This is a genomic window from Roseobacter sp. CCS2, from assembly GCF_000169435.1.
GTDB lineage: Bacteria > Pseudomonadota > Alphaproteobacteria > Rhodobacterales > Rhodobacteraceae > Yoonia.
The window spans coordinates 97361-110174 of sequence record NZ_AAYB01000002.1 but is presented as its reverse complement, the minus strand read 5'-3'; the positions used below and the strand labels follow the sequence as shown (position 1 = coordinate 110174).

At 55.8% G+C, this 12814-nt stretch carries 13 protein-coding genes; 5 read left to right on the top strand and 8 right to left on the bottom strand.

The window, feature by feature from the left end:
• Positions 1–96 precede the first annotated feature (96 nt).
• The 5 genes from RCCS2_RS07085 to RCCS2_RS07065 all read right to left on the bottom strand — a co-directional run bounded on the left by RCCS2_RS07085 (position 97) and on the right by RCCS2_RS07065 (position 5239).
• The gene (locus RCCS2_RS07085) at positions 97–1761 is read right to left on the bottom strand and encodes a DUF4139 domain-containing protein (protein WP_008232736.1); all 1665 of its coding nucleotides are present in this window, start codon (positions 1759–1761) and stop codon (positions 97–99) included.
• 149 nt (positions 1762–1910) lie between these two features.
• Complete coding sequence (locus RCCS2_RS07080) at positions 1911–2189, bottom strand: hypothetical protein (RefSeq protein WP_008232735.1); 279 nt, start codon at positions 2187–2189, stop codon at positions 1911–1913.
• A gap of 212 nt (positions 2190–2401) precedes the next feature.
• Positions 2402–3478: a Hint domain-containing protein gene (locus RCCS2_RS07075; protein ID WP_008232734.1), complete on the bottom strand. Its 1077-nt coding sequence runs from the start codon at positions 3476–3478 to the stop codon at positions 2402–2404.
• Between the two features lie 189 nt (positions 3479–3667).
• Positions 3668–4690: an aspartate-semialdehyde dehydrogenase gene (locus RCCS2_RS07070; protein ID WP_008232733.1), complete on the bottom strand. Its 1023-nt coding sequence runs from the start codon at positions 4688–4690 to the stop codon at positions 3668–3670.
• Positions 4691–4867: 177 nt separating this feature from the next.
• Positions 4868–5239, bottom strand: coding sequence for a winged helix-turn-helix transcriptional regulator (locus RCCS2_RS07065; RefSeq protein ID WP_008232732.1), 372 nt, complete (start codon positions 5237–5239; stop codon positions 4868–4870).
• 91 nt (positions 5240–5330) lie between these two features.
• Between RCCS2_RS07065 and RCCS2_RS07060 the strand changes: the two genes are divergently transcribed.
• The 3 genes from RCCS2_RS07060 to RCCS2_RS07050 all read left to right on the top strand — a co-directional run bounded on the left by RCCS2_RS07060 (position 5331) and on the right by RCCS2_RS07050 (position 7876).
• Positions 5331–6101, top strand: a complete 771-nt coding sequence (locus RCCS2_RS07060; RefSeq protein ID WP_037293694.1) for a nuclear transport factor 2 family protein — start codon at positions 5331–5333, stop codon at positions 6099–6101.
• A gap of 58 nt (positions 6102–6159) precedes the next feature.
• Positions 6160–6546, top strand: a complete 387-nt coding sequence (locus RCCS2_RS07055) for a nuclear transport factor 2 family protein (protein WP_008232730.1) — start codon at positions 6160–6162, stop codon at positions 6544–6546.
• A 115-nt stretch (positions 6547–6661) separates the two neighbouring features.
• The gene (locus RCCS2_RS07050) at positions 6662–7876 is read left to right on the top strand and encodes a Coenzyme F420 hydrogenase/dehydrogenase, beta subunit C-terminal domain (RefSeq protein ID WP_008232729.1); all 1215 of its coding nucleotides are present in this window, start codon (positions 6662–6664) and stop codon (positions 7874–7876) included.
• Here the strand turns inward: RCCS2_RS07050 and RCCS2_RS07045 are convergent.
• The 3 genes from RCCS2_RS07045 to RCCS2_RS07035 form a co-directional block, all read right to left on the bottom strand.
• Entirely contained in the window at positions 7873–8700 is an 828-nt protein-coding gene (locus RCCS2_RS07045; RefSeq protein WP_008232727.1) for a transferrin-binding protein-like solute binding protein, read from the bottom strand. The genes RCCS2_RS07050 and RCCS2_RS07045 overlap by 4 nt on opposite strands.
• Positions 8700–9965 carry a matrixin family metalloprotease gene (locus RCCS2_RS17875; RefSeq protein WP_008232725.1) on the bottom strand — a complete coding sequence of 422 codons (1266 nt, stop codon included), beginning with the start codon at positions 9963–9965 and terminating at the stop codon, positions 8700–8702. The genes RCCS2_RS07045 and RCCS2_RS17875 overlap by 1 nt, the downstream gene beginning before the upstream one ends.
• A gap of 216 nt (positions 9966–10181) precedes the next feature.
• On the bottom strand, positions 10182–10640 hold the full coding sequence (locus RCCS2_RS07035) for an Lrp/AsnC family transcriptional regulator (protein WP_008232717.1): 459 nt from the start codon (positions 10638–10640) through the stop codon (positions 10182–10184).
• Between the two features lie 137 nt (positions 10641–10777).
• Between RCCS2_RS07035 and ald the strand changes: the two genes are divergently transcribed.
• Entirely contained in the window at positions 10778–11896 is a 1119-nt protein-coding gene (gene ald, locus RCCS2_RS07030; protein ID WP_008232703.1) for an alanine dehydrogenase, read from the top strand.
• A gap of 62 nt (positions 11897–11958) precedes the next feature.
• Positions 11959–12762 (top strand): alpha/beta fold hydrolase, encoded by an 804-nt coding sequence (locus tag RCCS2_RS07025; RefSeq protein WP_008232702.1) that lies wholly within the window; start codon positions 11959–11961, stop codon positions 12760–12762.
• Positions 12763–12814: the final 52 nt, after the last annotated feature.

The window sequence follows — 12814 nt, the reverse complement described above, 5'->3', positions numbered from 1 at the left end:
CTGATACAGTTGAACAAAACCTAAAGACGGTGCCGCGCAACCGGAGTGCGCATCCGGGCGTGGCCATGAAAGCCCGCCCAGATGCGCGCTACAGCATCAGCGCAGCACAAATCCATTGGGCCATGTCAGCGTGTAGTCCAGCGTCACCTCTTGCTTTTCGCCCGCGGGGACATCCAGATCCCATTCCAGAATACCGCGCAAGCCATCAGGGTTGCGGCGCGTCACGGCGGGGCTGGCAGTAAACGCTACCTCCAGATCATCTTGCTCTGAATAGGGGACCGCATCACGCAGCTTCACATCCCAATTCTGCCCGGTCAGGTTTTCAACCGTCATGATCGCCTGTTCGGTCAGTTGATTGGCGCTGGTAAAGACACCCACATCACCTGTTGTCTTGTTGGGGATCGCACGTGTCAGGCGCAGACCATCAAGCGGACCAAAGCCCATTTCGGTATCCGCCCCGGCCGCCAAAAGCGGCAGTTGGCTGAAGCCGATCATCGTGCCATCGGCAAAGATCAGCGCCTGACCGGGCAACATTACTTCGCCTGTGTCATTGGTAAACTCGGCCATCCGATAGGCAATCTGGTCACGGCTTGGCACCGCCTCGGCCCAGACGTCTGCCTCAAAATTCAGGGTATCCAGCGGCAAGCGTAAATCCTCGACACCGTTGCGAATATCAACGGGGCCCGGATAGACATAGGTCACCGTCGCGCCACTGAAATCGGCCTGCGCCGTCATGGGCATCGGTGCTTGTGCCACTTCTTCGGCAAAGTCGCTGACCACGGATCGCGACATCGTTCGCATGCTGTCAGACAGCATCGCCGCGCCACGTTCCCGGTCCAACTCTTCTTCCGAGATGATCTGACGCAACGGCGCCCAAACGCCACTTGGCGCAATCTGTTCGCCCGGGCGTGCGGTGGACAAGATCAACTGCACGTCGTTCCAGTCCTGCCCTGTCTGCTGGCTGATCACAACAGCCCGGTCCACGTCCAGCGCCGCATCATCGCCTGTGGTCAAACGCATGTCATAAACAGGCGACCAATTGGCAAACCCTTCGACTGAACTGACATCCACTGTCACCTCACCCGCAGCAGCGACAGCCAGGGTAAAGGTCAGCACAGCACCACCCTCTTCAGGTGCCAACAAAGCCGCCAATGCTTGCTGCGCCTCTTGCAACGCCTCTACATCATCCTGACGGGCCAGTTCGGCCGCCTTTGCTTCTTGCTCAGCCGCAAAAGCTGTCTCGCGCACGGCCAAAGTTTCGGACCCCACCATTTGCGCCAATGCCTGAATATCCGCAATGGATGCAGCACCCAGCGCCTCGCCTGCATTCGCCTGTGACAGGCTTTGCAAAAACGCGACCTGTTCTTCGGCGGCCTGCACACGCAGCCTGATTTGGGCAATCTCGGCAGCACGATCCCGCAAGACGCCTTCCAGCCGTTCCACCTCGTCACGCGCCGCGACAACCTCTGGTGCGCTTTGATCCGGGGTCACCGGCAAACGGTCAAAGGCAAGGTTCACAGCACCCACTTGCGTGCCCGCAGGCGCGGCCAATCGCAGACCCTCTGTGGACAAACCCTCTGGCATCCCCGGCACGATAATTTCGTGCTGGCCTGCGGGTAAATCCAAAGTGACCTGCCGGGTCACAGTGGCAAGCCCGGGATAGATCGTCACGGTATCCACCCGCGCCTCAGCCGTAAAAGTGTCAGCCAAGGATGGGGCGGCAAGCGCAATCAGGCTGGTGGTCAGAAATAGACGAAACATGAATGGTCTCCTGCTAGTATGTCACATCGTTATACAAGCTTTGACGGACGGCAGGACACGATCCTTGGCGGTTGCGAAAATATTTTTTGAACCCATCAAAAAAAAGGCCCCGCGCCTGTCAGGGTTGAAACGCGCAGGGCCCCTCACCGCTAGTTCCAGCGACGAACCCAGCTGCGGCGTTCCTGGCGATCAATACGCGGGGTGTTTTCAATGCCCCTGCGGTCCAGAACGCTTTCCACCCGGTCAATCCGGTCTTCAATGACATCGCGCCGGCCAAGATCAACGCGTTCATCCCGGCGGCTTTCGCGGCGGTCAATGCGATCTTCAACGCGATCAAGGTTGATGTGGCTGTCTGCGACCGCAGGCAGCGTCGTGGCTGGAAGCGCAATGACTGTCGCCAGTGCAAGCATCGTAATAGAACGTTTCATATCCGTGTCCTCCTGTTGTGATCAGATACGAGCGTTCAACGAAAGACAGCGCTGGCTCCGTCGCGACGACACCTCACGAAGAATGACAAACTGAAACATACCCAAGCCGCCATAAATTCCGAACATGCCTCGCGCCAGGCAAGGACCGGTGCCAATGCACCATCCGATTTTAGGTCAGGCTGATCGACCACACATGCGTAAACCGCGGGTTTCTAAAGCTCTTGCAGCAAAGATTTGTTGTTCTTCACATGACGCTCGACCAACTTGCGCGACAACCGGCCTTTTGGGGATGGGCGCGCCAAGGATCGCTCTAGATAAGGGACTTCTCCGAACACTTCGGCAATCTCTGCGCGGGCATCGGGGGTTAACACTTTTATCGCCTCTGTACCGGTGTAAAGCGTTTCGGCATAGGCGCCATCAGCCAAGATAATCTCGTGATCATCGCACATGGCATGCACATAGGTTACCTCTTGCAAATCATCTGCGACTGCAACACCCGGCAGGTCCAACAGGTGTTTGGCATGCACCAACACCTCGGTTTCGTCAAACATGCGCATCGCGATTTTTGAACGCACAAAGATGCGGTGCTGCGGCGACACAAGCAAATCCCGCGCAGGCACGCCTGCGGCGAATGTACCCGCCGCAATGCGGATCGGACGCAAATGCGGGTTTTGCGACAGTTCGGCCGGGTTCAAAGATCGGAGGCCCACCCAGCGGACAGGCTGCAACCCATGATCAAGGGTCATGACCAAATCACCAGCCACCAGCGTTTCAATCGGCACCTCTTGCGTGTCCGTCTGAACCATCGTTCCGGCAGCAAAGCAGATAAAGGATGGATAAGGGGGGGCACCGGCACCGGTTACATTGTTACTTACGCCGGTGATTTCAAAGGTCGTGCCCTCCGGGATCGGCCCGGTCAGCGTATAGGCTGTGGTCGATAGATCACTGTTGCCGTTCCCCGGTGGGTTAAACCGCAGCACGATAATCTGAACAAAGCCACCATCAGGATCAGGAACATCGGTTTGCATAATGAATTCGTTCTGGACCTGTGTTCCAGGCGGATAGGTGAAACCATTGACCGTCAGCGACTCGTTTAGAAACTGATTTTGATTGGTGTTATCCTCGAACACGCCATCATCCTGATCATCGACCACGATCGTCTGGGCGTCCTCGGTGCCAATCGTAAAGGTATCGCCATTTTGCGCATTACCATTGGTTTGGCCTGTGCCAATCGGTGTGCCACCCAGCAGATTGGTGGTCGACCAAATGCCAAACTCAAAAATCGCCATAGGTGAGCCCTCTCAGAAAGCATAAAAGAAATGAAATTGCATTTTGCAGGCAGCATAGCGGGCCACCAACCGCTTGAATACCGTGTCGGCACCAGCAAGCCAACAGATGCAGGGCCTCAACCAGACAAATCTAAACCTGCAAACAAAAAGGACGCCCAAAAGGGCGCCCTTGATTATCTTTTGGCACGATCAGCCCTTTTTCAGGCACTCGCGTCCCAGCAGTTCTGCAATCTGGACCGCGTTCAATGCAGCACCCTTGCGCAGGTTGTCAGACACGCACCACAGGTTCAGACCGTTATCAATCGTGCTGTCCTGACGGATCCGGCTGATGAACGTCGCAAAGTCACCGACACATTCAATAGGGGTGACATACCCCCCATCTTCGCGCTTATCGATCACCATGACACCGGGGGCCTCGCGCAGGATATCGCGCGCTTCATCCTCGTCCAAGAAATCCTCAAACTCGATATTCACGGCCTCAGAGTGGCCGACAAACACCGGCACGCGCACACAAGTGGCGGTCACCTTGATCTTGGGATCAACGATCTTTTTGGTCTCCGCGACCATCTTCCACTCTTCCTTGGTCTCACCGCTGTCCATGAAGGCATCAATATGCGGGATCACGTTAAAAGCGATCTGCTTGGTGAACTGCTTGGGGGGTTTGTCATCGGTGGGGTTATACATCGACTTTGTCTGGTCCCACAGCTCATCAATGCCACCTTTGCCAGCGCCGGAAACAGACTGATACGTGCTGACGACAACACGCTTAACCGTCGCGCGATCATGCAATGGCTTGAGCGCGACAACCATCTGTGCGGTCGAACAATTGGGGTTCGCAATGATGTTTTTCTTGGCATACCCATGGATCGCCTGCGGGTTCACCTCTGGCACGATCAACGGCACATCCACATCATAACGATAAAGCGAAGAGTTATCGATCACGACACACCCAGCTTTCGCGGCCTGCGGTGCGTACTTCTTTGTGGCTTCTGAACCAACAGCAAACAGCGCCATATCCCAGCCCGTGAAATCAAAGGTATCAAGGTCTTTCGTCGTCAATGTTTTCTCGCCAAAGCTGACTTCAGTGCCCAACGATTTCCGGCTGGCCAACACGGCAAGCTCGTCAACCGGGAACGCCCGCTCTTCAAGAATATTCAACATTTCGCGGCCCACGTTTCCAGTGGCACCCACGACGACGATTCGATAGCCCATTTGGCTGCTCCTTGTTTCAGATACGTCCCTTTAGCCTGTGGGTGGATCAAGGGAAAGGGGGCGGGCGTCTATATGGGCGATGGATTGAAACCACGATCAAAAGGCGTGCGGCCGGTTTGCGTAAGAGGTGACAGATGCTACGCTATGCCTGAATGGCAGAAATCGGATGCGTCACTGTTAGACCCTGCTGTCGAATGCCTTGCGTGATCTTGCGACATCGCTGTGGCGACTTGCCGCCCAGGCTGTCAGGGCCTTAAGCAGCGGTAGCAGCTCTTCACCTATGTCTGTCAAAGTATAGCGGACGGCTAGGGGTGGTCCCGGGTCTACCTCCCGTGTCAAATAGCCGTCCCTTTCAAGGCTGCGCAGGTTTTCAGTCAAAACGCGCTGTGTGATGTCACCAATGGTTCGCTTCAACTCACCGAACCTTAGGGTGCCATCTTCAAGGGTCAGCACGATCAGCACCTGCCATTTGCCTGTAACTTTCGACAAAACCTGCCGAACCGGACAGCTTTCGGCCTCTTCTTTCGTCAGTGCGGTTACCTCGAGCATACCTAGTTCCTTAATAGTGCGTAATTGATACCTAGTGCAGATTTGATACTTAAAGAATCACGCATACACAATGGTTGAAAGGAATACCAAAATGACCGCACAGGAACTCGTATTGGCCGCAGTGGCCGCAATCTTTACCGACTTCGATGTCGAAACGGCGCAGGGGCTGCTCGCGCCCGATTACATCCAACACAACGTGGCCGTGCCAACCGGGGCTGATCCCATCCTTGGGTTTATTCCTGTGTTGGAAGAAAGCGGGATCACGCTGACGACACACCGGGTCATCACCGAGGGCGACATGGTTGTGCTGCACAACACCTATGACAATGCGCAGGCCTTAGGGTCCGAGATTTTTGTGGCTTTTGATGTGTTCCGCGTCGCGGACGGTCAAGTGGTCGAACATTGGGATAACCTTCAGGTGCCGCCTGCCAAGACCGTTTCAGGTCGGACCATGACCGATGGCCCAACAGAGGTGGTCGATATTGATTTGACAGCCGACAACAAAGCACTTGTCGAAGGGTTTATCGCGGACGTGTTGCAAGGCGCCGCACCTGATCGGATCACCGACTACATCTCGCCCGACCTCTATCTTCAGCATAATCCGATGGTGGGCGATGGTCTGGATGGTCTTGGGGCCGCTTTGACTGCGATGGCCGAAGCAGGCCAGCCGATGGCCTATGCTGAAACGCATATTGTAGTAGCCGAAGGCAACTTCGTGTTTGCCGCATCCGAAGGGACTATTGGCGAAACACCCACCGCGTTCTTCGATCTGTTCCGCATTGATGGCGGCAAGATCGTTGAACACTGGGATACGGTGTCTGAAATCCCTGCGGAGATGCCGCACGACAACGGTAAATTCTAACAACCGGGCACTCTCTGTCGTAGGACAGAGAGTGCCTTGCTATGAGGAAAGAAGCGTCATGACACGAACACCTGAGACCGACAAAGCCAATGTCATCGCGTTCTATGAGATGATGTTCAATGACTGCCGCCCAGCCGACGCAATCGCGATATATGCAGGCGCGGAGTACATCCAGCACAACCCACACGTGGGCGACGGCAAGGACGCGTTCATCGCCTATTTTGAAAAGATGGCCAAAGACTATCCCTGCAAACGCGTCGACATAAAACGCGCGTTTGCTGATGAACAGCACGTGATCCTGCACTGCCACCAGATTTGGCCCGCAGGACTGGAGTATGCCGGTATCGACATCTTTCGGCTGGATCATGACGGGAAAATCATTGAGCACTGGGATGTGCTGCAAATCCTGCCGGATCACAGTGCGAATGATAACGGTATGTTCTAAAGGTCTGCGCCACCAGCAGCTATTGGCGCAGTCGCAGAGAAAGCTCTGTTCGTCACGCATCCCTGCCTTTCCCGAATAACCTAGACACGCCCCGTCACCCTCTTAAACTCTCGCTATGACGAAACCCGCCTCACCCCAATTTGCCACCCCTGCCCCGCGCGGTCTTTGCACCGATTGCGGTGTCTCGCGCATGGCCGATCCATCGGCCTGTGGCAAAGCCTGCCAATTCATCAAACCCGACTACCCAGCAGCCGAGGCCGCTATCCACGGTCGCCCCGCGCAAAGCGACGGGGATGAACAGTTCTTTGGCGTCACCCAAGCCATGTACCGCGCCGCCCTCATCCCCGCGCGCGACGGCGCACAATGGACCGGGCTGACCACGCGCTTCGCTGAACGCTTGCTGGAAACCGGTGCGGTTGATGCCGTCCTCACAATGGTTCCCGATGACGCCGATAAATGGCGCCCCCGCCCTGCGATCATCACCAAAGCGGCTGATATGAAACACGCGCGCGGCATGCGCATGGGCTATGCGCCCCTGCTCGCCCTGTTGGAACCTGCACACGCAGCCGGTCACCGCAAGATCGCCGTGATCGGCATCCCCTGCCAGATCTACGCCCTGCGCGCGCTGGAAGCGGACCTTGGGTTTGAGCGGATCTACGTCATCGGCACACCCTGTTCTGACAACACGACAACGGAAAACTTCCACAGCTTCCTTGCCCGCCTCACCGACGCCCCCGAAACTGTCACCTACCTTGAATTCCGCGCCGATTATCACGTAGAGTTGCGGTTCACCGACGGCACGCAACGGCTGATCCCCTTCCTGAAACTCCCCCTCTCGGATCTTCCCGCTGACTTCTTTCCAACCACCTGCCGCACCTGCGTGGACTACACCAACCGGCTGGCGGACATCACGGTAGGCTACATGGCAGGCGAAGGCGACCAATGGCTGATCGTGCGCAATGACCGCGGGGCGGAAATGCTGGCAAGCCTTGGCGATGAAGTCACGCTCGCCCCGCCCGGATCGCGGGGAAAAAGGGCAGGATCAGTCAAAGGTTTCGTCGAAAACACAAGGCTCGCCGCAGGCGGATTGCCCTTGCGACGGATGCCCAGCTGGCTTCGCGGGATCATGGGCTGGCTGATGCCCCGGATCGGCCCGCGCGGCGTTGAGTTCGCCCGCGCACGGGTCGAGATGAAAGCAGCAGAAACCATCCTGCATCTGCGGCGGGAAGAGCCCGCAAAGATCAAAAACATGGTGCCAAAACACATCTGGAACCTAGCGCGACCCTATGGGCTGACGCCCGAACCGGACGAGCAGGTTAAAGAGGATTAATTGGAGTCCGCCTGAAACGCGCCGGAAACCTGAATATCGTTCGGCAAATCGTCAATCAAAATGACACCGCCTAACTCATTCGCCTGCGGGCCAAAAAATGTACCCGTTGTAGATGAGGAGGTGCCAGAACCGCCAAGAGACGCGAATACCCCTGTTCCGCTTACGGTACTACCTGCAAAGTCGAAGTTATCGCCACTGATTATCCCGTTATTTAGAACGATCGTACCAACATTTGAGACGTTTGCATCGTCTGAATCTGTACCGGATAGGTTTCTAAAACTACCGTCAATGTCGCCTGTACCACTCCAAGCCACCGTAAAGGTAGCATCGCCTTCAAGGACGAGAACATCATCTTCAAAAATAGCGGTCATTCCGACCCAACCTTGGTTGTAGTTCGTGTTTCCACTGGTCGGCAGGTCGCCATCCTGAATATCCAGACCAACAACACCAAACAAATTGTCACTGCTAATGCGGACAATACGCGAGAATTCCCCATTCGCAGGGTTGATGAAAGCATCGGTATCACTGATGCTCTGCTCTCTCACCAAGCCACCGCTCACCAAGCCATCGCTATAGCGAATGCTGACCCGGTCGCTTTCCCGCAATATTTGTCCATCCAACAAAACATAGGCCATGCCTGCTTCACCCAAAGCACTTGTATCATCTAGCTCGGCTGAAACGCTGCCGGGAAAATTCGCCGCCGGATCATCAGGCCTTGTGCCGTCAGAGGCAGTGTTACCACCACCACCACCACCACCACCGCAGGCGACAAGTCCAGAAGTTATGATTGTAGCGCAAAGGCCACGCAGAAATGTCGCTTGCATTAGATAAAATCCTCGGCAGAGACGATGACACCTTCAATCGTCAAATCAAAATCAACACCAGATGCGTTGAACGAAAAGAAGCTGTTTGTGCCGTTATCGGTCAATGTACCTTGGCTAAAGCCAAAGCCTTGCAGATCAATCTCATCCACACCAATTTCGAAATCAAGAATGCGGTTGTTGCCGCTTGCCCGGCTGAACACGAACGTATCTGCACCACCGCCGCCTTCCAACTCATCATTGCCAGAGCCGGCGATCAGGGTGTCGTTACCAGCGATAAAGCTTCCGCTTGGATCCCCGCGTAGCGTATCGTTGCCGGAACCGCCATTCAGTGTATCATTACCGATACCACCAATCAGCGTATCGTTACCATTGTTGCCGTCAGCATCGATCGCACCAGCACCACCAATGATCGTATCACCGCCGTTACCGCCTTCAATATCATTGTCGCCGCGGGTGTCGACCAACCGGTCGTTGCCCCCGCCCCCAAACAGATGGTCGTTACCGGCACCACCGTAGATGCTGTCGCCGAAATCAGTACCCGTGACGTTATCATTGCCACCTTTTGAGAAGATTACCTGACCCGTATCCACGTTCACCTTCGCAAAACTCACATTATCAACACCGTCGCTGTACTCGCGGTCCCCGTATAGCGTGCCAATACCAGCTATATCACCACTCTGCAGTTCATCGGTCGATAGGATTGGATTCATGTTTTGCAGCGTGCCACCATCGCTCACATTTGGTACATGATCCATACCCAAAGCATGGCCAATTTCATGCAAGGCAACAGCAAAGAAGCTGGTCCCGCTACCACCGTCTACGGCCCAATTCTCGGCCCGATCAAATACAATCTCAACATCGTCAAAAATAGCAAACTCGTCGCCAACGAAAATAGTCTCAAAATCTGTGGGGCGCATGAAACCCAAAACGTTTCCATCAGGCCCACCGTTTCCATCGACAGAATCGCTTCTGATTTCGATATCGGCAGCGCCGCTTACAGCCTGAAAGGTAATGTTTGCCAAGGCTGCCCAAGTTGCAAACGCAAGTTCAATTGCCGATTCAAATGCAGCTAAGGCTGCTCCTGTCAAACCGCCATTCAATCCCGAGATGTTGGATGAGTAGGTTACCGTACCGCCAGAGGCACCAAAACGGTCACCGCCCCATTTAGTGATAGCAGACCCGCCACTGGAAAGTCCTACCTCAATAAATGCAAATGGCGCATCGGCTGTGCCGCCTGTAAAATTTCGATCTCCAGCACCAGCCAACTCCGGCTGACCTTCAAAAGCACTACAGGTTGGTATCCCGCACATCAAACACATTGGCTCTCTACCTTATACTCAAGGCCTGTAAAAGACCGCCCAATCAACAGTGACTATTAGATAGGGATTAAGCCAACATTATGTCAAAGCAGTTTTCCCACATATATTCGCCACCCAGCTATCCCAAACCACTACTGCAATAGCGCCATGTAGCGAAGGTCCTCAAACCGGCAACGCCGTTGTCTGCCTGACCGTTCGTAACGCAAAAGACGACTGCATCTGCGCCACGCCGGGCAATGCCGCCAGATAGCGCCGATGGATGCGCGCGAAATCCTCTGTGTCGCCGGCCACGACCTTCAGCAGATAATCCGCCGTGCCCGCCATCAGATGACACTCCAGCACATCGGGCACCCTTGCCACTGCTTTTTCGAACGCGTCCAGTACCTCATCGGTCTGCCCGCTCAGCGTGATTTCGACAAACACCGTCGTCGGCCGCCCCATTTTACGTGGGTCCAGCAGCGCCACATAATCGCGAATGTATCCATCCTTTTCCAACCGCTGTACGCGCCGATGACAGGCCGACGCAGACAGGTTCGCCAGATCAGAAAGCTCTGCATTCGACATGCGGCCTTTCTTCTGCAAAACCCCAAGGATTCGGCGATCAATACTGTCTAATTCCATTTTGCGCACGATCCTTCGGCAAATATTCTATATCGCGCAAAACCTTACCAAGGTTACCGCAAACATCCAAGAAAAAGCCCGATGAAATTGCACGCGGCGGCGCAGATAGTCGGCGCAATAGCAAGGAGGAACGGGTCATGCATATCGGGTGCCCAACAGAGATTAAACCACAGGAATTCCGCGTCGGCCTGACACCAAACGCCGCGCGCGAGGCGGTTAACCACGGCCATCAGGTCACCATTCAATCCGGCGCAGGCAATGGCGCTGGGTTCACAGACGCAGATTACACCGATGCCGGGGCTGCCATCGTCGGCACGGCCGCCGAAGTCTTCGAAATTGCCGAAATGGTTGTAAAAGTGAAAGAACCACAGGCAGTTGAACGCAAAATGCTGCGTGAAGGGCAGATTTTGTTCACCTATCTGCACCTCGCCCCTGACCCAGAACAGACCACCGACCTTATGGCATCCGGTGCAACTTGCATCGCTTACGAAACCGTCACTGACGACCGGGGCGGTCTGCCGCTGCTGGCCCCCATGTCTGAGGTCGCGGGGCGTCTGGCCCCACAGGTTGGCGCATGGACCTTGCAAAAGGCCAATGGCGGGCGCGGTGTTCTGATGGGTGGCGTGCCGGGCGTCGGCCCTGCCCGTGTTGTTGTCATCGGCGGCGGTGTTGTGGGCACACACGCCGCGCGCATCGCGGCAGGCATGGGTGCCGATGTGACCGTTCTGGACCGGTCCTTGCCACGTCTGCGTTATCTTGATGATACCTTTGGCGGGCAGTTCAAAAACAGCTACGCCAGTGCAGGCAATACCATTGAACTGGCGCGCGCGGCGGACATGATCATCGGCGCAGTCCTGATCCCCGGTGCAGCAGCGCCCAAGCTGATTTCGCGCGCGCAACTGTCCGAGTTGAAACCCGGTGCGGCACTGGTGGATGTGGCCATCGACCAAGGGGGGTGTTTCGAAACCTCAAAGGCGACCACCCACGAAGACCCGATCTATGACGTGGACGGGATCATGCACTATTGCGTGGCGAACATGCCCGGCGCGGTGGCGCGCACATCGACCATCGCATTGGGGAATGCGACCATGCCCTTTATGCTGTCACTGGCCGACAAAGGCTGGCGCACGGCCTGCGAGGACGACCCCCATCTGCTGAACGGGCTGAATGTGCATGCTGGCAAACTGACGTATTATGCGGTGGGCAAAGCGTTGGGCATCGACGTGCTGTCACCTGCGCTGGCCTTGAAAGTGTAATGCTTGCCGTGCTGCGCAGCGCGCGGTAGCGTCCTGTCATCCAGTGATGGGACGCAACTACGATGCCCACAATTGAAATCAACGGACGATCCATCCATTATGTGACCGCCGGGTCCGGGCCTGACACGATCGTCTTTTCGCATGGCTATCTGATGAGCCGGGCGATGTTCGCAGCACAGATTGACAGCTTCAGCGCCACACACCGCGTTATCGCTTTTGACCATCGCGGGCATGGCGATAGCGGGCCGTGTCCGCATCCGTTTGGCATCTATGATCTGGTCGATGATGCCGAAAAACTGATCACGGCCCTTTGCGACGGACCCGTGCATTTTGCGGGTATGTCGACCGGTGGCTATGTCGGTGTGCGCCTGTTGTTAAGGCGTCCGGACCTGATCAAAACAATGATCCTGATGGACACCGGCGCAAATGCAGAAAGCAAGGCAACGCTAAGGCAATATAACCAGTTGCTGTTCTTTGTCCGCCTGATCGGTATTCGCCCCTTACTAGGCAAAGTGCTGCCGCTTCTGTTTGGGGCACACTACCGCAATGACCCGGCACAGCGGGCGGATTTTGCTGCATGGAAATCCTACATCGGCGGGTTGGACCGCACCTCTATCAGGCAATTCGGGCGGGCGATTTTTGATCGCGATGATGTGCAAGACAATCTGCGCGCTTTGAACACACCGCCGCCCACGCTGATTATGGTGGGTCAAGAGGATATACCCACACCACCCACGACAGCCAAAGCATTGCAAGACGTGATTGCAGGATCAGAACTGATCCAAGTACCCCAGGCCGGACATACCTCGCCTTTGGAAAATCCTGCTTTCGTCAATGACGCGATCACGACGTTTCTGATGCGTTAGACGTAAAAAAGGGCCCGCTGTTCCAAGCGAGCCCTTCAGCATAATCGGATTG

What these genes read in the sequence shown, in the direction of transcription:
- RCCS2_RS07085 (WP_008232736.1), bottom strand. Translation starts at nt 1,761, where the DNA reads ATGTTTCGTCTATTTCTGACCACCAGCCTGATTGCGCTTGCCGCCCCA.
- RCCS2_RS07080 (WP_008232735.1), bottom strand. Translation starts at nt 2,189, where the DNA reads ATGAAACGTTCTATTACGATGCTTGCACTGGCGACAGTCATTGCGCTT.
- RCCS2_RS07075 (WP_008232734.1), bottom strand. Translation starts at nt 3,478, where the DNA reads ATGGCGATTTTTGAGTTTGGCATTTGGTCGACCACCAATCTGCTGGGT.
- RCCS2_RS07070 (WP_008232733.1), bottom strand. Translation starts at nt 4,690, where the DNA reads ATGGGCTATCGAATCGTCGTCGTGGGTGCCACTGGAAACGTGGGCCGC.
- RCCS2_RS07065 (WP_008232732.1), bottom strand. Translation starts at nt 5,239, where the DNA reads ATGCTCGAGGTAACCGCACTGACGAAAGAAGAGGCCGAAAGCTGTCCG.
- RCCS2_RS07060 (WP_037293694.1), top strand. Translation starts at nt 5,331, where the DNA reads ATGACCGCACAGGAACTCGTATTGGCCGCAGTGGCCGCAATCTTTACC.
- RCCS2_RS07055 (WP_008232730.1), top strand. Translation starts at nt 6,160, where the DNA reads ATGACACGAACACCTGAGACCGACAAAGCCAATGTCATCGCGTTCTAT.
- RCCS2_RS07050 (WP_008232729.1), top strand. Translation starts at nt 6,662, where the DNA reads ATGACGAAACCCGCCTCACCCCAATTTGCCACCCCTGCCCCGCGCGGT.
- RCCS2_RS07045 (WP_008232727.1), bottom strand. Translation starts at nt 8,700, where the DNA reads ATGCAAGCGACATTTCTGCGTGGCCTTTGCGCTACAATCATAACTTCT.
- RCCS2_RS07035 (WP_008232717.1), bottom strand. Translation starts at nt 10,640, where the DNA reads ATGGAATTAGACAGTATTGATCGCCGAATCCTTGGGGTTTTGCAGAAG.
- ald (WP_008232703.1), top strand. Translation starts at nt 10,778, where the DNA reads ATGCATATCGGGTGCCCAACAGAGATTAAACCACAGGAATTCCGCGTC.
- RCCS2_RS07025 (WP_008232702.1), top strand. Translation starts at nt 11,959, where the DNA reads ATGCCCACAATTGAAATCAACGGACGATCCATCCATTATGTGACCGCC.